Origin of the sequence: Labrys methylaminiphilus subsp. lupini, assembly GCF_051161885.1 — a bacterium.
GTDB lineage: Bacteria > Pseudomonadota > Alphaproteobacteria > Rhizobiales > Labraceae > Labrys.
Genome location: NZ_JBMDIH010000001.1, coordinates 2,735,779 through 2,752,952, shown reverse-complemented (window position 1 = coordinate 2,752,952; position 17,174 = coordinate 2,735,779). Strand labels below are relative to the sequence as shown.

Sequence of the window (17,174 nt, the reverse complement as noted above, 5' to 3'; positions counted from 1 at the left end):
ACTCTTTGAAAAAAACAGGAAAATGCTGTAAGAGCCTGCGGCGCTTGGCGGCCCGACGCCCTCAGGATGGGTGCCGCGAGTGTGAAAGAGCAACGAAAGCAGCATGTTGGAACGAGACTTCTCCATCGCCCCGATGATGGACTGGACGGATCGTCATTGCCGGTTCTTCCATCGCATCCTCTCGGCGAAGGCCTTGCTTTACACCGAGATGGTGACCACCGGTGCCGTGATCCATGGCGACCGGCAGCGTCTGCTCGGCTTTTCCGGCGAGGAACATCCCATCGCCGTGCAGCTTGGCGGCTCCAATCCGAAGGACCTGGCCACCTCGGCCCGCATCTGCGCCGATTTCGGCTATGACGAGATCAATCTCAATGTCGGCTGCCCGTCCGATCGCGTGCAGGAGGGGCGGTTCGGCGCCTGCCTGATGGCGGAACCGGAACTCGTCGGCGAGTGCGTGGCCGCGATGAAGGCCGCGGTCGACCTGCCCGTCACCGTCAAGTGCCGCATCGGCATCGACGAGCAGGATCCCGAGGTCGCACTCGATCGCATCACCGCGACCGTCCGGGCTGCCGGCGTCGATGCCCTGATCGTGCACGCGCGCAAGGCCTGGCTGAAGGGGCTGAGCCCCAAGGAAAACCGCGACGTGCCGCCGCTCGACTACGGCCGTGTCTATCGGCTGAAGGAAGCCAATCGCGATCTCTCCATATCCATCAATGGCGGCATCAAGGCCGTCGAGGAATGGAGCACGCATCGGGCTCGTCTCGACGGCGTGATGGTGGGGCGCGAGGCTTATCAGAATCCCGAGATCCTGCTCGCCGTCGATCCCACGCTGTTTGGTGTGGCCGCGCCTGTCGCCGACGGCTTCGAGGCCATCGAGGCGATGGCGCCCTATATCGAGGGGCAGTTGGCTGAGGGCGTGCGGCTGAGCTCTATCACCCGCCACATGATCGGTCTCTTCCCGGGGCGGCCGGGCGCGCGGCTCTATCGGCGCCACCTCGCCACCGAGGCGGTCAAGCCGGGAGCCGGGCTCGAAGTGCTGTTCGAGGCGGCTGTGCATGTCCGCCGCGCGATCGAGGCCAAGGCCGCCTGATCGGGCCGCCGACCCGCTGCTCCCGTCAAAGTGAATCGTCTCGTCTCGCCGCGGCGCTATGCTGCGTCATCGGGGACGCTGTTGCGTCGCGGGGGCGCGGAGTTTGCATCATGACGAAACCCTATCGGCTTGCCGGCTTGCTGGTGCTCGCCTTCATCCTTCCGGCCCAGGCGCAGGAGGCCCCCCGCAAGATCTTCCGCGGCACGATCGAGTCGCTGGATGGCAAGGGGCTCAGCCTCAAGACCTCGGACGGCCAGAGCATTTCGATCCATCTTGCGCCTGACTGGAAGGCCCGGCTGGTGGTGCCCATCAGCGTCGAGGCCATCCATGCCGGCAGCTTCATCGGCACGGCGCAGATCCCCCAGGCAGACGGTTCGGGCAAATCGCTGGAGGTCCATGTCTTTCCGCCCGGCGTCAAGAGTGGCGAGGGCGAGCGGGACTGGGATTCCAAGCCGGGCGCGCGCATGACCAATGGCACGGTTGGCGGCGAGGTCGTCTCGACCGCGGCGGGTCGGGAGGTCATGCTCAGCTTTCCCGGTGGCAGCCGCAAGATCGTGATCCCGCCCGAGGTTCCCGTCGTGCAGTTCAATGCGGCCGAGCGCACGATCATCAAGCCGGGGATCGCGGTTTTCGTCGTGGCCCAGCCCGACGGCAAGGACTGGCGGACAAACAGCGTCGCTACGGGCCAGAACGGCGCCGCGCCGCCGATGTGAGAAGAATCGGAGCGCGGACATCTTGTCCGCTCTTGGAACCGCCGTATGCAGGGCGAGAAGAGCGGGCAAGATGTCCGCGCTCCAAGGTAGAGCCTATATCTCGATCACCATGCCGTCTTCGGCAAGGTCGAACAAGGTGCGGTCGACCTTGTCATGATGGGCCAGCATGGTCGGGCCCATATGGGTGAGCACGACGCGTTTGGCGTTGAAATCGCCGCGGCGGGCGAGCAGGCGATTATAGTTGAGGTGAGGCGGGGTTTCCTCGATGGCGAAGCATTCGAGAAAGAGCAGGTCCGCGCCGTCGGCGATCTCAGGCAGGACTTCGGTCCATTCGGTGTCGCCGGAATGCACGAAGATCTTGCCGCCGCCTTCCAGCCGCACCGCGGTGGCCGGCGCGCCGCAGGGATGCACCACCTCGACGGTACGGATCGTGAAGCCCTGGGCTTCGCGCTGCGTCCCCGGCGCCATTTCCTCCACGCTCCAGGCAAAGCTCCAGGGCGTCTCCATGGTCGCCCCGGCAAACAGGGCTTCGATGGTGGTGGACAGGCGTTCGATCGTACCGGGAGGGCCGATGATGCGCAGTGAACGGGTGCGCTTGCGGACCCATTGCGCATCGAGCAGCAGGAAAGGAATGCCGCCGAAATGATCGCCATGCAGATGAGTCAGCATGATCAAATCGATCTGGTCGGGGTCGATGTTGATGGCGCTGAGCGCCGTCATCGTCGTCGCGCCGCAATCCAGCAGGCAGACGGTGCGGCCCTCCTGCGGGTCCTCGATTTCGACCAGGCTGGCGGTATTGAACCGTCCACCTGACCCGAATGCATCGCCGCAACCGATCACCGTCACACGCATGACAGGATCCCCTGCTGCCGGGGCATCGAGAACTGGGGGGAGCGAAGAAGTATCTGCCTCATGCCGAAGTCTGTTCTATTTCGATCGGAAACCTCGCAGGTCGGCGAGGCTTCAGCCGGGTGATGCATGTCAAGTCATCCACCGGTATGAACCGAAAAGTCCCGGGACTTCAACTCAAAGAAAGCAGCCAAAACCGGCGAGAATGGGCCAGGAGAGGCCAGCTCACGAAATGCCGAAACTGTCTGTGCGAAAACGCACAAAGCGGGCGTTTGAGACCCTGCAGTTCGATCAGGGGAGTCTGCCTGGCTCAGAACTTGCGTGCGGTCGGTTCGACCACGATGCGGAAGGGGCCGAGATCGGTGTTGCCGCGCGCATCGACATGGCCCTTGACGGAGGAGCCGAAGCCGCTCTGCTGGCCGAGGCCGCTCTGCTTCCTGAAGCCGTAATCGGCCCTGAACTCGCCGCCGACCCTGATGCACATGCCGGTATCGGCCGAATAGACGAACCCTTCGCCATACTGACTGCAGCGGGGATCCGTTTTCTCGCCGGCAAAGCCAGGTGCCGTGAAGGCAAACACGGCAATGGCGGCGCTGATCGTCCTGAACATGAATAGGCTCCTAAAGCGTTTTGCGATTTGGCGGAATCACCGACATTCGCAAAGACGCGTCGAAACAAAAATTAGAGCACAGCAGGCATTTTTACCGAGACATACCCGACTCTAGCATCGACTCAGGCCTAGCGCCCGATCGTGACCACTTCGCGGCAAAGCTTTTGCGGGTGGAACACGAGATGTAACGGTTTGTTACATTTCGTCGTCGTCCCGCCCTATCTGTATCATCAAGCGCAGCTCACGCCTTGTCGGTGACACCAGCCTGAGCGAAGGTCGCCATGCCGGTATGGCAGGCAAGAGCTGCTTTGATGAGAGACACCGCCAGGGCAGCGCCGGATGCTTCGCCGAGTCGCATGCCCAGATCAAGCAGGGGCTTCTTGCCGAGACGAACCAGTACATCGGCATGGGCTCCCTCGGCGGAGACATGCCCGGCGATGCAGTGGTCCAGCAAGGCGGGATCCATGGCATGGAGGATGGCCGCGGCGGCGCAGACGACATAGCCGTCCAGCACTACCGGCACGCGCTGGCTGCGGGCCGCCAGGATGGCGCCGGCCATCGCCGCGACTTCGCGGCCACCGAGACGCCGCAGCACTTCGAGCGGGTCCTTGAGATGGTCGCGGTGAAACTCGACCGCGGCGGAGACAGCCGCGATCTTGCGGGCCAGGCCGGCATCGTCGATGCCCGTGCCGCGGCCGACCCAATGGGCTGCCTCCTCGCCGTAGAGAGCATGGTAGATGGCGGCGGCGATGGTGGTGTTGCCGATGCCCATCTCACCCAGAACCAGCAGGTCGATGCCGCCGGAAACCGCCTCCATGCCGAAAGCCATGGTGGCCGCGCAGGCTTTTTCGTCGAGGGCGGCTTCGCAGGTGATGTCGCCGGTGGGGATATCCAGAGCGAGATCGAACACTTTGAGGCCGATGTCGAATGTCGAGCAGATCTGGTTGATCGCGGCGCCCCCGGCGGCGAAATTCTCCAGCATCTGGCGCGTGACTTCCTGCGGATAGGGCGAAACGCCGCGGGCGACCACGCCGTGATTGCCCGCAAAGATCGCCACCAGGGGCCGCGAGACCGTGGGAGAGGGCGTGGCCTGCACGGCGGCGAGCCATTCGACGATGGTCTCCAGCCGACCGAGGCTGCCCGGCGGCTTGGTCAATTGGCTGTCGCGCTGCTTCACCCCTGCCACGGCGTTGTCGTCGAGGGCGGGCATGTTGCGGGCAAGCTCGCGTATGTCGTCGAAGGGCAGGGCGGTGCCGGCAAAAGCCATTGGGATGCTCCAGCGCAGGAGAAATGATTTGCCGCGCTTATAGACCGATGACTGCGAGGCGGAAAGGTCGTGTGACGACGGTTGATACCCCGGCGTCGACACGGGAGGCGGTGCAAGGAAAAGCCGCAGGGGTCATCGCACCGTTGATTTGATGTGCGCCAGCATGGCATGCAGGTCATCGCCATGATGCATTCATCGCTTTTCGCCAGCATTCCGCAGGCTCTGCGCTTCTGGTCGCGCCTTCCGGTGCCCGTCCTGTCCTTCGAAGTCGATCCGCATGGTCGGCCTGATATGGAGCGGCTGGCGCCGGTCACGCCGTTGGCAGGCGCCGTGCTCGGCCTGGCTGCCGCCATCGTGCTGGCCATCGCCCATCTTGCCGGCTTGCCCGCAACGGTTGCCGCCATCTTCGCGGTCGCCGCCCTGGCCGTGATGACCGGCGCCATGCATGAGGACGGACTTGCGGATGTCGCGGATGGATTCGGCGGTGGCGGCACGCTGGAGCGCAAGCTCGAAATCATGCGTGATTCGCGCATCGGCGCCTATGGAGCGACGGCCCTGATGCTGACCCTCGCCGCCCGGGTGTCGTTGCTCGCCTCCTTGCTGACGGCGACGGGCAGCGTCTGGCGCGCGGGCCTGATCTTGGCCGCTGCCGTCGGTGTTTCCCGTATCGTGGGGCTTTTGCCGCTGGTTTTGCTGGGGGCGGCGCGCCGGGACGGCGCCGGTGCCTCGGTGGGCCGTTTGACCAGCCATGCCTGGCGCTCGGGAGCCGTCCCTGCCATGGTCGTGGCGGCTCTCCTGGCTTGGGCCGGAACCGGCCATTTCATGTCGGTTCTCGCGCCTTTGGTCGGGCTTGCGGCGGCCTATGCTGTCACCAGGCTGGCGGAGCGGCAGATCGGCGGACAGACCGGCGACGTTTGCGGTGCCGCCGTGATGCTTGCCGAAGTGGCGGTTCTGGCAGGTGCTCTGGCGCCGCTGGGCTGGTATGCCTAGATTACTCGATATCGCGCTATCTGGATTGTGAACGCCATGCAGATCACCTCCACGCCATGCATCGCCATTTGCCGCATCGAGGCGGCGAGCGGCTTTTGCATCGGTTGCGGACGCTCCGGCCTGGAAATCGGCCGCTGGGTAGAGATGAGCGAGGAGGACCGCTTGGCGCTGATGGCGAGATTGCCGGAGCGTTTCGCGCAAACGCCGGCCTTGCAGGCCGCCCGCGATGCTTTCGACACTGCGATGGCGGCGCGCAGGCGGACCGGGCGGCGCAACCGCGCATGAATGCCACATTTGAAGGGCTGAACTCTTTTGTGCTTCGAGGTGCCGCTGCGATTGCTGGTGATTCCGCCAAATCGCCAGACATTTCGGGGAATCATCGAGGAGACGGTATGACGCGGATCGGCACTTTCATCTTGGCTGTCGCCCTCGTCGCCTTTGCCGGCAGCACTGTCTCGGCCAGGGAGTGGAAATCGATCCGCATCGCCACAGAAGGCGAATATCCACCCTTCAACCAGCTCGATGCCAAGGATCAGCCCATCGGTTTCGATGTCGATATCGCCAAGGCGCTCTGCCAGAAGATGGGAGCGACCTGCAGTTTCGAAGTTCTCGATTGGGACGCCCTGATTCCGTCCTTGAACGCGGGCAAGGTCGACGCCATCGTCTCGTCCATGGCGATCACGCCGGAGCGCCGGCGACAGGTCGCTTTCACCAATCGCTATTATGACCGGCCCACCAGTTTCGTGGCCCGCAAGGATAGCAAGATCGCCGCCTGGGACGCTGCGGGATTGAAGGACAAGGTGGTCGGTGTGATGGCCAACACGGCGCAGGCCGCCTTCCTGCAGGCGGAGATCCAGGCGGGAGGCGCCCAGATCAAGCTTTATGGCAGCCAGGCCGAGGCCAATGCCGATCTGGTGACCGGGCGGCTCGATGCGGTGCTTGCCGACAAGCTGGTGCTGGCCGGCTGGCTGGCCAAGCCCGAAAGCCTCTGTTGCGAGCTCAAGGCCGACGTCGACGTGGCCGATTATCCCAGCTTCTTCGGCGAGGGCGAGGGCATTGCCTTGCGCAAGAGCGATGGGGATCTCGTCGAAAAATTCAACAAGGCGATTGCCGATATCGTCGCCGATGGTACCTACAAGACAATCAACGACAAATATTTCCCCTTCTCGATCTATTGAACCTGGCAGCTGTTGGAAGCGCTGGGATAAAGGAGTTCTGCGATGAAAGTGGCGTTTCTCGGCCTTGGCGTGATGGGCTTTCCAATGGCGGGCCATCTGGCCGTACGCGGCGGTCATCAGGTCACCGTCTATAATCGCACGCCCGCCAAGGCACAGGCCTGGGTGGAAAAATACGGCAACGCTTCCGCGCCGACGCCGGCCGAAGCGGCTGCGGACGCCGACATCGTCTTTGCCTGCGTGGGCAATGACGATGACCTGCGCTCGGTGACGACGGGTCCGCAAGGCGCCTTTTCCGGCATGAAGAAGGGGGCGGTTTTCGTCGACCACACCACCGCCTCGGCCGAGGTCGCGCGCGAATTGTACGAAGCGGCCGGCAAGCTCGGCCTCGGCTTCATCGATGCCCCGGTTTCGGGCGGGCAGGCCGGCGCGGAAAACGGTGCGCTTGGCGTGATGTGCGGCGGCGATGCCGATGTCTATGCCCGGGCTGAGCCGGTGATCGCCCACTATGCCAAGGCTTGCCAGCTCATGGGGCCCTCGGGCGCCGGTCAATTGACCAAGATGGTCAATCAGATCTGCATCGCCGGGCTGGTACAGGGCCTCTCCGAGGGCGTCCATTTCGCCAACAAGGCCGGGCTCGACATCGAAAAGGTGATCGGTGTGATCTCGAAGGGGGCCGCGCAATCCTGGCAGATGGAAAACCGCTGGAAGCCGATGCAGGAAGGCAAGTTCGATTTCGGCTTCGCGGTCGACTGGATGCGCAAGGATCTGGGCATCTGCCTGGATACCGCACGGGCGAATGGCGCCCAATTGCCGGTGACGGCACTGGTCGACCAGTTCTATGCGGAGGTCCAGGCCATGGGCGGCCGGCGCTGGGATACCTGCAGCCTCGTCGCCCGGCTCGAAAAGCCGCGCAGCTGAATCAGGCGATGATGGGAAAGCCGCATTCATGAAGACCCTCGAGGATATGGGCTCGCCGTCAGGTTTCGACGGCGAGCCGGACTACAATGCCGAGACCGACGAGGAGGAAGGCAAGCTCTATGAAAGCCTGATGCTGGCGACGTCATCCGGTCTCGACGAGGCCGTGGCAGCCCTCACGGCCTTCCTCGAACGCCATCTCGGTGCCACGGTGGAAACCACGTCCGAGGACGTTGCCGGTGTGCGCAGCTGGATGGGGCGATGCACGAATGCAGGCCAGTTAGCGGATGCTCAGCTAACGGATTTCGGGGACTATCGCGGCGGTTATCTGCGCCTGGTCTCCGATCTGGATGGCCTGCAATCCTGAGGGGCAGGGGCCGACCCTGACAAGGTGGCTCTCACTGTAGCCGGTCGAGGAAATGCCCGCCGAGGATTGTTCGCCCGGCAGCATTTTGATAAAGCCGTGCCGCTCATCCATTGCAATGACAGCCAGGAGCCGGACATGAAGGGCCTCAAATCGTCGGACCGCTAGGCCGCAACGACATGTCGATGTTGTTGCGGCGTTCTGTCCGATCCCGTCCGGTTTCGCGCTGAAAGGCAGACCGCCGCCGAATGTTTTCATTTGAGCGGATGTTTTGTCATGCCTGCCAAAAACCCCGTCTGGGGCTATACCCTGCCGTCGACCCTGCTGCTGATGGCACCCTTCGATATCCTCGCCTCCCTGGCCATGGATATCTATCTGCCCATCGTGCCCATCATGCCGGTGACGCTGGCAACCAGCGTATCGGTGATCCAACTGACCCTCAGCCTCTATATGGTGATGCTGGGCGTGGGGCAGATCGTCTTCGGACCGCTGTCCGACCGCATCGGCCGCCGGCCGGTTCTGATCGGAGGCGCCGCTGTGTTCCTCTTCGCTTCTTTGGGACTTGCGGCCAGTTCGAACGCCACCGCCTTCGTGGCCCTGCGCTTCCTGCAAGCGGCCGGCGCCTCCGCCGCCCTGGTGGCAACCTTCGCCACGGTGCGGGACGTCTACGCCGAACGCCCTGAGGGTGCGGTCATCTACAGCCTGTTCAGCGCCATGCTTGCCTTCGTGCCGGCCCTGGGGCCGATTGCCGGGGCGCTCATTGCCGATCATTTCGGCTGGCGGGCGATCTTCGTCACGCTCGGACTGCTGATGGCGGCTGCCTTCGTCCATGCGGCATGGCGCTGGCCCGAGACCCGGCGAGCAGTGGTGGAGGGCGCCCGGCGCCCCGCCACCTCGGTTCTCGGCAGCTATGCATTCTGGACCTATACGACAGGCTTCGGCACGGCGATGGGAAGCTTCTTCGTCTTCTTCTCCACCGCGCCCCGCGTGCTGATCGACAGGGCCGGCTATTCGCCCCTGGCTTTCAGCCTTGCCTTCGCTACGGCAGCCTTGGCGATGATGGCCGCAACGCGCTTCGTGCCTGGCCGTGTCGAGCGCTGGGGGCGTCTGGGTTGTCTCAAGCGGGCGATGGTGACGATCCTGGCTGGCGCCGGCTTGCTCGCTGCGGGCGAGATCATGGAGGCGCCGTCCTGGTGGAGCTTCCTCGCGCCGATGTGGGTGATCGCCGTTGGTATCGTCCTCGCCGGCGGTGTTGCCGCCAATGGCGCGCTCGAAGGCTTCGATGACATCGCCGGTGCTGCGGTCGCGCTGTATTTTTGTGTGCAGAGCCTGCTGGTCAGCATCGGCGGTACCTTGGCTGTATTGATCCTGCCGGGGGATACCGCCTGGCCGCTGGTCGCCTATGCCGCCGGCATGGCGGGCCTGGTTCTCCTGCTTGCCGGAGCAAAGCGCGAGAGGCTCTTGGAAGCCGACGTCTGAAATTCATCTGCGGGCTGAAGCATTTTGCTCCAGCCCATCTTGTTCCCGTCACAAAGGCTCTCTATATAGTCACTCAAGGGTGATTCGGCGGACGCGTCGGGTGCCTGATTGAAAGGCAGTCCTACCACGGATGTACTGGGGGATGGGTCGATCAAAATGAATAGGCTGGTGCTTCGCCTTCGGGTTTGATCCTGGTCTTTGTCGCAAGGCAACCCCGTCAGCAATGGCGGGGTTTCGTTTTTCTGGCGCCTGTTTTCTGGCGTCCCTGGCTCGGAACGCCGAGCGCTCACTCCTTGCGGATGAGGAAGAACCAGGCGAGATAGCCGCCGACAGCCAGGGCGATCAGCAGCATCACCGTCTGCTTGGTATCCGCGCTCAGGGCCGCGTCGCGCTGCGCCTGGGCATAGCGACTCGCCATTTCGGGATTGCTACCGACATAGATGGCGGCGATGCCGAGTATCGCGGCCAGTACCAGCCAGATCCAGCGTGAACGAAACAAATCAGATCCTCAACTTCAACTTGGTTGCATTCTCGGCCGGAATGCCGACGATTTCACGTTAAGAAAGCGCAACTCTAGAGCAAAGCGCGTTCATGACTGAACGTTTTTTGCTCGGGTTCCTCGGGTTCCTTGTCCCGACGCGCCTTTGCGCTTCCGCCAAATCGCAAAACGCGTTGTCAGCGCCCCTGAAACTGTGGAGCCCGCTTAGCCAGGAAGGCCGCAACGCCTTCGGCAAAATCGTACGAAGCGCCGGCTTTGCGCTGCAGGGCTGCTTCCAAGGCCAGTTGAGTATCGAGATCATTACCGGCGCTGGCCAGGATCGCCTCGCGGATCATGCGAAAAGCGAGGGCCGGGCCTTGGGCAAGCTTGGCGGCGAAACCGGCGACGTCATCGCGGAAGCTCGCATCCTCGAAGAGTTTGTAGACCAGGCCCATGCGCAGGGCCTCCTCCGCCGGCACCGGTTCGGCCGTCAGCATGAGGGCGAGAGCCCGCTTGGGGCCAATCAGGCGCGGCAGCAGCCAGGTGCCGCCGGCATCGGGGATCAGGGCGATCTTGGCAAACGCTTCCTGCAAGGTGGCGGAGCGCGCCGCCAATACGATGTCGCAGGCGAGCGCGATATTCATGGAGGCGCCGACGGCCGGCCCGTTGAGCGCCGCGATGGTCGGCTTGGGCGACGTGACGATCTGCTTGATCAGGGGATTGTAGTCCCGCTCCAGGGCAGGGCCGAGATCGATGCCGCCCTTGTCGTCGCGCGGCAGGTCCTCGGTGAGGTCCTGGCCCGAAGAGAAGGCGCGCCCCTCGCCGGTGAGTACGACCACCTTGACGCCGTCATCGGCGATTGCCGCCGAGAGGGCCGCGCGGAGTTCGGCGTGAAGGCTTGCCGTAAAGGCGTTGAGCTTTGTGGGCCGGTTCAGCGTCAGGGTGCGTACCGAACCCACATTCTCCACCACCAACTCGCTCATGCCATACTCCCTGCTCAGGCACCCTTATCCAAAGCAGCCTCGATCGCACGCCGGCGCCGCATCTCGCGTCCGGCGGCATAAAGGCCGCTGAGGATGATCAATATCATGCCGGCGCCCGTCCACGCATCGGGCAAATCGCCGAACACCACAAGTCCGGCCAGTACGGAGAGCGCGATGGCCGAATAGCGGAACGGGCTGACGGCCGAGACGTCCGTACCGCGATAGGCTGCGATCACCAGGGCATGACCGCCGACCAGGCTCAGGCCGCCCAGCATCAGCAGCGAAAGGTCGGCAAGGGCGAGCGGCTGCCAGGCGGACACTGCCGAGCCTGCGAAGCCGGCCAGGGAGACGATGGTGGTGGTGCCAAGCGTCACCAGCAGGGTCGGCACGCTGGAGCCGATACGATGGGTGACCAGGTCGCGCAGCGCGGCCAGTACGGCACAAGCCAGGGTTGCCAGCACATAGAGGTTGAGGCCCTCCGTGCTCGGACGGGCAACCAGGATCACGCCGGCGAAACAGACGAACACGGCGGCCCATCGCCTGGCATCGACTTTCTCCTTGAGCAACAGGGCCGAAAAGGCGAGCAGCAGGATCGGCGCGATCTGCCCGATGGCGGTGGCGATGCCGAGCGGCACATGGCTGAGGCCGAGAATGGAGGCGAAGGCAACTATGCTCTCCATGCCGCCGCGAGCCGCGACCCGCCATTGCCAGATCAGGCGGAAATGGCGCTGAAGGCCGTTCGCCAGGATGAGGGCGAGTACGAAAAGCGTCGCGAAGACACCGCGGATGGCAATCACCTCGCTGACCGGCATGCGGGCCGTGGCGAGTTTGGCGACGGAATCGTTCACCACGAAGCAGGCCATGGCGCCGATCATCAGCACGATGCCTCGCTGATTGGCCCGCTGACGGCCGAGATCGGCCTCGGTGAACGCAACCGTGGTCATCAGGCGATGGCTTCCTGTGTTCGTCTCGATTTGACGAAGAGCAAAGCAAGCCCGCTCGCCACGATCATCACCATGCCGGTGACGGCGAGCCCGTTCGGTACTTCGCCCCAGACCAGGAAGCCGCCGATCACCGCCCAAACGGTGAAGCTGTAATAGTAGGGCGCCACGATCCCGGCCGGCGCACGGCGGTAGCTGAGGAAGATTGCCATCTGGCCGAGCGTGACGATGAAGCCCGACGCGGCCATGGTCAGCCACTGGTCAAGCGAGGGCGGCATCCAGCTCTCATGGATCAGGGTGGCGCAGCCGGTGGCGAGCGTCAGCACGACGGTCGTGGTGGTGAGGACGACGAAAGTGGGAATGGTGGACGGTGTGCCACGGGTGAGCAGGTCCCGCGTCGCCACCATCATCGCAGTCAGAAAAGCATAGAGCGCTGCGGCCGACAGGCCCGAGCCACCGGGCTGTGCCACCAGGAGGGCGCCAAGGAAGCCGGTGCAGACCAGGACGAGGCGGATCGCATTAATCCGCTCGCGGAAGATGACTGCAATGGCGACGATGACCAGCAGCGGTGCGGTCTGGCCGATGGCGATCGCATCGGCGATCGGCATGGCGGACAGCGCGGCCATGTAGAAGAAGGTGGCCGTCGCCTCGAGCAGGGCGCGCAGCACGGCGCGCCAATGCAACGCGCCACCGAGCTGGCGCACCTGTCCGGTCGCGATCAGCAGGAGGCTGCAGGACAACAGCCCGAAGAAACCGCGCATGAACAGGACCTGGAACGGTTGCAGGCCCTGCGCCGTGAGCTTCATCAGACTGTCGCTGACGACGAACAACCCTGTCGCGAGAACCATCGCGACGATTCCGGACCAGTGCGATTGTGCGGGTGGCATGGAGGCGCAATCAAAAGATCGCCGCCGGCAGGCAGCGGGCAATCAGGAGGGTAAGAGAATAATACTTACCTATACTTTGTCCGACGATTTGGCAAAGACAAACCGAGACAATCTCAAGAAAAGCGCCCGAGGTTGAACATGCCGAGGTCAAGGCGGCTACGGCCCGTGGTGGCGAGTTCGGCGAGGGCTTCGCCGATGGCGCTGGCGAATTTGTAGCCATGGCCCGAGCAGGGCGATGCGACGATGACCTGCTCATGGCCGGGCAGGGTATCGATGACGAAATGCTCGTCAGGCGTCATCGTGTACATGCAGGCCTTGAGGCCGAGCAGGTCGCCATTGGCGCCCGGAATGTGCTTGGCGAGGCAGGCGCGCAACTGCTCGCGATGCCGGGGCGAGGGCTCCCGGGTGGGGGTATCGGGATCATAGGCCTCTCCGCCATAATGCGGCGAGCCGAGCTTGAAGCCCGGATGCTGCCAGAGCGGAAAGCCATAGAAATGGCCTTCGTCGGCTTCGAGCGTGAAAACCGGGAAATGGGCGAGATCGAACAGGGAGGGCCGGGCAGGGGCGAACCAGCCGAGCGTCTGCAGCACTACCTCGGTGAAAGGCTTGAGCGCGGGCACGAGATCCCCGATCCAGGCGCCGGGCGAAAGAATGAGCTTGCCTGCCTCGTAGCTGCCCTGATCGGTCGTCACGCGCACACCACCCCCTGCCGTCGGCTCCCAGTCGATCAAGGCCTCGCAGCCGTGAATCTCGGCGCCGTGATGCAAGGCGAGTGCCGTATGGGCGAGGATGGCCCGCTCGGAAGCCACGAAGCCCGACTGAGGTTGGTAGAGGCCGATATGATTGCGATCGAGGGTGAAGGGATAGCGTGCCTCGATGGCATCGCGGTCGAGCAATTCGTGCTCCAGGCCGTGGGCCTGGCTGGCTTCGAGCGCCTTCTCGACGATGCCGCTGCCCTCATGGGCGATGTCGAGCGCGCCGACCTCGAAGAAGAGCGGCTCGCCGGTGAGCTTGCCGGTCTCGATCCACAGTTCCCGCGCACGCTGCACCAGCGGCACATAGGCTACGCCCTCGAAATAGGCGAGGCGCAGAATGCGCGTCAACCCGTGCGAGGAACCCATCGCATGGCCGATTTCGAATTTCTCGAGGCCGAGCACACGCACGCCCCGCTTGGCGAGCTGATAGCAGGCGGCCGATCCCATGCCGCCGACACCGACGACGATCACATCAAAGGTCTTGGACATTATGGGGGCCAAGTGGAAGGCAAACCGGCCGAGTCTTCAACCCCTGGAGCAAAGCGCGTTTGGACGAAAACGCTCTGGGAGCGCTATTCGCCTGGGACCGCCAGCATCCTGCCGGCTCTCCCTTCTTGCGGGGGTAACGTTTTCCAGGAGCCAGCAGGATGCTGGCGGTCCCAGGAAGGGCTTCACCCGCCCGTCACGCTCATATGCCTGCTAACAGCGGGCTGCTTGGTGCGCCGGTCGATGACGAAATCGTGTCCCTTGGGCTTACGGGTGATGGCGCGATCGATGGCGGCGTTGAGAAGATCGTTCGCCTCGGAGGCGCGCAGCGGAGCCCGCAGATCGGCGGCGTCTTCCTGGCCCAGGCACATATAGAGAGTGCCGGTACAGGTGACGCGTACGCGATTGCAGCTCTCGCAGAAATTATGCGTCATCGGCGTGATGAATCCCAGGCGGCCGCCGGTCTCGCGGACGCGGACATACCGGGCCGGGCCACCCGTATTATAGGGAATGTCATCCAGCGTGTAGCTGTCGAGAAGCTGGGCGCGCAGCACCGAAAGCGGCAGATATTGGTCGACCCGGTGCCCCGTGACGTCGCCCATCGGCATCACTTCGATGAAGGTGAGGTCCATGCCGCGGCCATGCGCCCATTCGATCAGGCCGACCGCTTCGTCCTCGGTCATGCCCTTGATCGCGACGGCATTGATCTTGACCGCGAGGCCCGCTTCCTGGGCCTTGTCGATGCCATCCATCACCTTGCTGAAGTCGCCCCAGCGGGTGATCGCCTTGAAGGCGGCCGGATCGAGCGTGTCGAGGGAGACATTGATGCGCTTGACGCCGCAATCCCTGAGTTCGGCGGCGTAGCGGGCAAGCTGCGAGCCATTGGTGGTTACGGTCAGTTCGTCGAGCCGGCCGTTGTCGAGATGGCGCGAGATCGAGCGGAACAGCGTCATGATATCGCGCCGCACCAGGGGCTCGCCGCCGGTGAAGCGCAGCTTCCTGACGCCCTTGGCAATGAAGGCACTGCACAGCCTGTCGAGTTCCTCGAGGGTGAGCAGATCCTTCTTGGGCAGGAAGGTCATGTCCTCCGACATGCAATAGACGCAGCGAAAGTCGCAGCGGTCCGTCACGGAAACACGCAGATAATTGATTGCGCGCCCGAAAGGGTCGATCATCGGCGGCACATCCGCCATTGCATGATCATCCAGCACGTCCATACTCCCGGAAGCAAAGCGTTTTTGCGGAATGCCGCTCTGCTCCAACTCCCTGTTTCCAAGCCAATCCGACGGATTGGCCAGAGCGCCTTTGCGAATGTTGCCGAAGCGCCGGATCGAAAAACGCTTTAGGGGCATGTCCCCTTTGGTATGTTTCTAAGCCGACAGCGGCCCAAACACCAATGATTGTCTACGGAAACTGCCATTATGTCGCAGAGATCGAACCGAATGCTCTGACGACGTCGGTTTGCGGCTTGCGCAGCATCCGCCTTCTCCCTATGTGGCGATCAGAACGAAAAAGGGAAGATGCCGTGAGCGAAGACGTCGCGAAGGCCTGGCCAACCGAATTGCGCCTGTCCAAGGACAAGAAGACCCTGACCGTGAGTTTCGACGACGGTCGGTCCCATGCGTTCAGCGCCGAGATGCTGCGCGTGATGTCGCCGAGCGCCGAGGTGCAGGGCCACAGTGCCGCCGAACGCAAGACGGTTGGGGGCAAGATCAATGTGGCGATCCTGAGCCTCGACCCGGTCGGTAATTACGCCGTGCGCATCTCCTTCGACGACATGCACAACACCGGCCTGTTTACCTGGACCTATCTTGCGGAATTGGGCCGGGAGAAGGAGAGCCGCTGGGCCTCCTATCTCGCCGATCTCCAGGAGAAGGGCCTGTCGCGCGAAAGGCCGGGGCAGCGCTGAGCGAAGGGCCTGCCGAGCGAGAGTCCGCTCGGCCTGCTGGAGACCAACCACTGCCCGGCGACACGGCGATTGGCCGGTGAGGGGGATAGTGCCTCGTCAGACGGGATCCTCGCGATGGAGATCGTGAATGGCCATGCCGCCCTCGGCGTCCTTGGGCGGCAGCAGCCATTGGCGATGGCGTAACGTGCGCTGGGTGTCTTCCAGCCCCATATCCCAATGCTCGCGCATCGAGGTGCCCGAGAATTCATAGTCCTTGGCGTGACCCTCGTAATTCTTGTGCTGATAGATCAGGTGCACGATGTTGACGACGCCGAGCCTGGCGTGGCTGTCGATAAGCGCCTGTTCCTCTGGCGTCAGCAGGTCCTTGGGCAGGCGCTTCAGCGCATCGATCAGATGAGTCTTGATGCCATGGATACGCTTGAAATTGTCGGTATTCTGCCGCGTCCGGCTCGAATACATGATGTCCTTGTGGCGCGAGAGCACGTCCGGCATGCTGCGCGGCAAGGTACCGCGGGCGCTGAAGAGATCGACCTGGAACACCAACGAACTGCGCTCTTCTTCCTGGTCGAGCAGATATTGCAGCGGCGTGTTGGAGACGATGCCGCCATCCCAGTAATATTCGCCTTCGATGCGGATGGCGGGAAAGGCAGGGGGCAGCGCACCGCTGGCCATGATGTGCTCGGGACCGATACGAACCTGGTCGGTGTCGAAATAGATGAAATTGCCGGTCCGCACGTTGACCGCGCCAACACTGAGGCGCTTGCGGCCGTCGTTGAGGATATCGAAGTCGATGACCTCTTCCAGCGTCCGCTTCAACTCCGAGGTGTCGTAGAAGCTGGTGGCGCCATCCGCACCCGGGAGTTCGAGCCAGGGATTGGGAAGGCGCGGCTTGAAGAAGCCGGGCTGGCCTTGCGACATGGTGATCCAGGAACTGGTGCGGTTGCGGATGTCGCGGAACAGATCGCCTTCCGGCGTGTAGGCCCAGATCTTGCGGCCGGAGATCGTCTGCCAGAACTGCTCGAGCCGCTGCAGCCGGTGACGCGGCTCGTTGCCGGCGATGATCGAGGCGTTGATGGCGCCAATGGAGACGCCGGAGAGCCAGTTGGGTTCGCAGCCGGCATTGGCCAGCGCCTCATAGACACCGGCCTGATAGGCACCAAGCGCGCCGCCGCCCTGGAACACCAGGGCGATGCGATCATATTGCGCCGAGATTTCCTCGATGGTGGCGCGCGCGGCCTTGTCTCTGTTGCGTTCGAGCACGATGGAAAACTCCGGTAAGA

The 17,174-nt window shown here is 63.5% G+C and carries 19 protein-coding genes; 9 read left to right on the top strand and 10 right to left on the bottom strand.

Features of this window, described 5'->3' with window-relative positions; genetic code table 11:
- Positions 1 to 103: 103 nt before the first annotated feature.
- Both dusA and ACN6KF_RS12960 read left to right on the top strand, forming a co-directional pair.
- Positions 104 to 1,090 (top strand): tRNA dihydrouridine(20/20a) synthase DusA, encoded by a 987-nt coding sequence (gene dusA / locus ACN6KF_RS12965; RefSeq protein WP_434957220.1) that lies wholly within the window; start codon positions 104 to 106, stop codon positions 1,088 to 1,090.
- 110 nt (positions 1,091 to 1,200) lie between these two features.
- Positions 1,201 to 1,803 (top strand): LSm family protein, encoded by a 603-nt coding sequence (locus tag ACN6KF_RS12960; RefSeq protein ID WP_434957219.1) that lies wholly within the window; start codon positions 1,201 to 1,203, stop codon positions 1,801 to 1,803.
- A 93-nt stretch (positions 1,804 to 1,896) separates the two neighbouring features.
- On the opposite strand, the gene ACN6KF_RS12955 is transcribed toward ACN6KF_RS12960, so the two are convergent.
- The 3 genes from ACN6KF_RS12955 to cobT all read right to left on the bottom strand — a co-directional run bounded on the left by ACN6KF_RS12955 (position 1,897) and on the right by cobT (position 4,529).
- Positions 1,897 to 2,655, bottom strand: a complete 759-nt coding sequence (locus ACN6KF_RS12955; RefSeq protein ID WP_434957218.1) for an MBL fold metallo-hydrolase — start codon at positions 2,653 to 2,655, stop codon at positions 1,897 to 1,899.
- A 307-nt stretch (positions 2,656 to 2,962) separates the two neighbouring features.
- Positions 2,963 to 3,262, bottom strand: a complete 300-nt coding sequence (locus ACN6KF_RS12950) for a porin (RefSeq protein WP_434957217.1) — start codon at positions 3,260 to 3,262, stop codon at positions 2,963 to 2,965.
- Between the two features lie 241 nt (positions 3,263 to 3,503).
- Positions 3,504 to 4,529, bottom strand: a complete 1,026-nt coding sequence (gene cobT, locus ACN6KF_RS12945; RefSeq protein WP_434957216.1) for a nicotinate-nucleotide--dimethylbenzimidazole phosphoribosyltransferase — start codon at positions 4,527 to 4,529, stop codon at positions 3,504 to 3,506.
- A gap of 183 nt (positions 4,530 to 4,712) precedes the next feature.
- On the opposite strand from cobT, the gene cobS reads away from it, so the two are divergent.
- From cobS to cml, 6 genes are all read left to right on the top strand, one after another.
- Positions 4,713 to 5,519 (top strand): adenosylcobinamide-GDP ribazoletransferase, encoded by an 807-nt coding sequence (gene cobS / locus ACN6KF_RS12940; RefSeq protein WP_434957215.1) that lies wholly within the window; start codon positions 4,713 to 4,715, stop codon positions 5,517 to 5,519.
- Positions 5,520 to 5,555: 36 nt separating this feature from the next.
- Entirely contained in the window at positions 5,556 to 5,804 is a 249-nt protein-coding gene (locus ACN6KF_RS12935) for a DUF1289 domain-containing protein (RefSeq protein ID WP_434957214.1), read from the top strand.
- A 107-nt stretch (positions 5,805 to 5,911) separates the two neighbouring features.
- Positions 5,912 to 6,697: a transporter substrate-binding domain-containing protein gene (locus ACN6KF_RS12930; RefSeq protein WP_434957213.1), complete on the top strand. Its 786-nt coding sequence runs from the start codon at positions 5,912 to 5,914 to the stop codon at positions 6,695 to 6,697.
- A gap of 42 nt (positions 6,698 to 6,739) precedes the next feature.
- Positions 6,740 to 7,615 carry an NAD(P)-dependent oxidoreductase gene (locus ACN6KF_RS12925; RefSeq protein ID WP_434957212.1) on the top strand — a complete coding sequence of 292 codons (876 nt, stop codon included), beginning with the start codon at positions 6,740 to 6,742 and terminating at the stop codon, positions 7,613 to 7,615.
- 28 nt (positions 7,616 to 7,643) lie between these two features.
- Complete coding sequence (locus ACN6KF_RS12920) at positions 7,644 to 7,979, top strand: hypothetical protein (RefSeq protein WP_434957211.1); 336 nt, start codon at positions 7,644 to 7,646, stop codon at positions 7,977 to 7,979.
- A 273-nt stretch (positions 7,980 to 8,252) separates the two neighbouring features.
- Positions 8,253 to 9,455 carry a CmlA/FloR family chloramphenicol efflux MFS transporter gene (cml, locus tag ACN6KF_RS12915; protein WP_434957210.1) on the top strand — a complete coding sequence of 401 codons (1,203 nt, stop codon included), beginning with the start codon at positions 8,253 to 8,255 and terminating at the stop codon, positions 9,453 to 9,455.
- A 286-nt stretch (positions 9,456 to 9,741) separates the two neighbouring features.
- On the opposite strand, the gene ACN6KF_RS12910 is transcribed toward cml, so the two are convergent.
- The 6 genes from ACN6KF_RS12910 to moaA all read right to left on the bottom strand — a co-directional run bounded on the left by ACN6KF_RS12910 (position 9,742) and on the right by moaA (position 15,202).
- A complete protein-coding gene (locus tag ACN6KF_RS12910) occupies positions 9,742 to 9,954 on the bottom strand; it encodes a hypothetical protein (protein ID WP_149254465.1) in 213 nt (70 codons plus the stop codon).
- 176 nt (positions 9,955 to 10,130) lie between these two features.
- Entirely contained in the window at positions 10,131 to 10,916 is a 786-nt protein-coding gene (locus tag ACN6KF_RS12905) for an enoyl-CoA hydratase-related protein (protein ID WP_434957209.1), read from the bottom strand.
- Between the two features lie 14 nt (positions 10,917 to 10,930).
- Positions 10,931 to 11,860, bottom strand: coding sequence for a DMT family transporter (locus ACN6KF_RS12900; RefSeq protein WP_434957208.1), 930 nt, complete (start codon positions 11,858 to 11,860; stop codon positions 10,931 to 10,933).
- Positions 11,860 to 12,744, bottom strand: a complete 885-nt coding sequence (locus tag ACN6KF_RS12895) for a DMT family transporter (RefSeq protein WP_434957207.1) — start codon at positions 12,742 to 12,744, stop codon at positions 11,860 to 11,862. The genes ACN6KF_RS12900 and ACN6KF_RS12895 overlap by 1 nt, the downstream gene beginning before the upstream one ends.
- A gap of 113 nt (positions 12,745 to 12,857) precedes the next feature.
- Complete coding sequence (gene solA, locus ACN6KF_RS12890; protein ID WP_434957206.1) at positions 12,858 to 13,988, bottom strand: N-methyl-L-tryptophan oxidase; 1,131 nt, start codon at positions 13,986 to 13,988, stop codon at positions 12,858 to 12,860.
- 182 nt (positions 13,989 to 14,170) lie between these two features.
- Positions 14,171 to 15,202, bottom strand: a complete 1,032-nt coding sequence (gene moaA / locus ACN6KF_RS12885) for a GTP 3',8-cyclase MoaA (protein ID WP_434959669.1) — start codon at positions 15,200 to 15,202, stop codon at positions 14,171 to 14,173.
- Positions 15,203 to 15,477: 275 nt separating this feature from the next.
- Here moaA and ACN6KF_RS12880 point away from each other — a divergent pair, with 275 nt between their 5' ends.
- The gene (locus tag ACN6KF_RS12880; RefSeq protein WP_434957205.1) at positions 15,478 to 15,894 is read left to right on the top strand and encodes a gamma-butyrobetaine hydroxylase family protein; all 417 of its coding nucleotides are present in this window, start codon (positions 15,478 to 15,480) and stop codon (positions 15,892 to 15,894) included.
- 96 nt (positions 15,895 to 15,990) lie between these two features.
- Here the strand turns inward: ACN6KF_RS12880 and ACN6KF_RS12875 are convergent, their stop codons facing one another.
- A complete protein-coding gene (locus ACN6KF_RS12875) occupies positions 15,991 to 17,154 on the bottom strand; it encodes a patatin-like phospholipase family protein (RefSeq protein WP_434957204.1) in 1,164 nt (387 codons plus the stop codon).
- Between the last annotated feature and the right edge of the window lie 20 nt (positions 17,155 to 17,174).

Bases quoted from the DNA above. Each gene is read 5' to 3' on its own strand.
- dusA (WP_434957220.1), top strand. From the start codon at position 104: ATGTTGGAACGAGACTTCTCCATCGCCCCGATGATGGACTGGACGGAT.
- ACN6KF_RS12960 (WP_434957219.1), top strand. From the start codon at position 1,201: ATGACGAAACCCTATCGGCTTGCCGGCTTGCTGGTGCTCGCCTTCATC.
- ACN6KF_RS12955 (WP_434957218.1), bottom strand. From the start codon at position 2,655: ATGCGTGTGACGGTGATCGGTTGCGGCGATGCATTCGGGTCAGGTGGA.
- ACN6KF_RS12950 (WP_434957217.1), bottom strand. From the start codon at position 3,262: ATGTTCAGGACGATCAGCGCCGCCATTGCCGTGTTTGCCTTCACGGCA.
- cobT (WP_434957216.1), bottom strand. From the start codon at position 4,529: ATGGCTTTTGCCGGCACCGCCCTGCCCTTCGACGACATACGCGAGCTT.
- cobS (WP_434957215.1), top strand. From the start codon at position 4,713: ATGATGCATTCATCGCTTTTCGCCAGCATTCCGCAGGCTCTGCGCTTC.
- ACN6KF_RS12935 (WP_434957214.1), top strand. From the start codon at position 5,556: ATGCAGATCACCTCCACGCCATGCATCGCCATTTGCCGCATCGAGGCG.
- ACN6KF_RS12930 (WP_434957213.1), top strand. From the start codon at position 5,912: ATGACGCGGATCGGCACTTTCATCTTGGCTGTCGCCCTCGTCGCCTTT.
- ACN6KF_RS12925 (WP_434957212.1), top strand. From the start codon at position 6,740: ATGAAAGTGGCGTTTCTCGGCCTTGGCGTGATGGGCTTTCCAATGGCG.
- ACN6KF_RS12920 (WP_434957211.1), top strand. From the start codon at position 7,644: ATGAAGACCCTCGAGGATATGGGCTCGCCGTCAGGTTTCGACGGCGAG.
- cml (WP_434957210.1), top strand. From the start codon at position 8,253: ATGCCTGCCAAAAACCCCGTCTGGGGCTATACCCTGCCGTCGACCCTG.
- ACN6KF_RS12905 (WP_434957209.1), bottom strand. From the start codon at position 10,916: ATGAGCGAGTTGGTGGTGGAGAATGTGGGTTCGGTACGCACCCTGACG.
- ACN6KF_RS12900 (WP_434957208.1), bottom strand. From the start codon at position 11,860: ATGACCACGGTTGCGTTCACCGAGGCCGATCTCGGCCGTCAGCGGGCC.
- ACN6KF_RS12895 (WP_434957207.1), bottom strand. From the start codon at position 12,744: ATGCCACCCGCACAATCGCACTGGTCCGGAATCGTCGCGATGGTTCTC.
- solA (WP_434957206.1), bottom strand. From the start codon at position 13,988: ATGTCCAAGACCTTTGATGTGATCGTCGTCGGTGTCGGCGGCATGGGA.
- moaA (WP_434959669.1), bottom strand. From the start codon at position 15,202: ATGGACGTGCTGGATGATCATGCAATGGCGGATGTGCCGCCGATGATC.
- ACN6KF_RS12880 (WP_434957205.1), top strand. From the start codon at position 15,478: ATGTGGCGATCAGAACGAAAAAGGGAAGATGCCGTGAGCGAAGACGTC.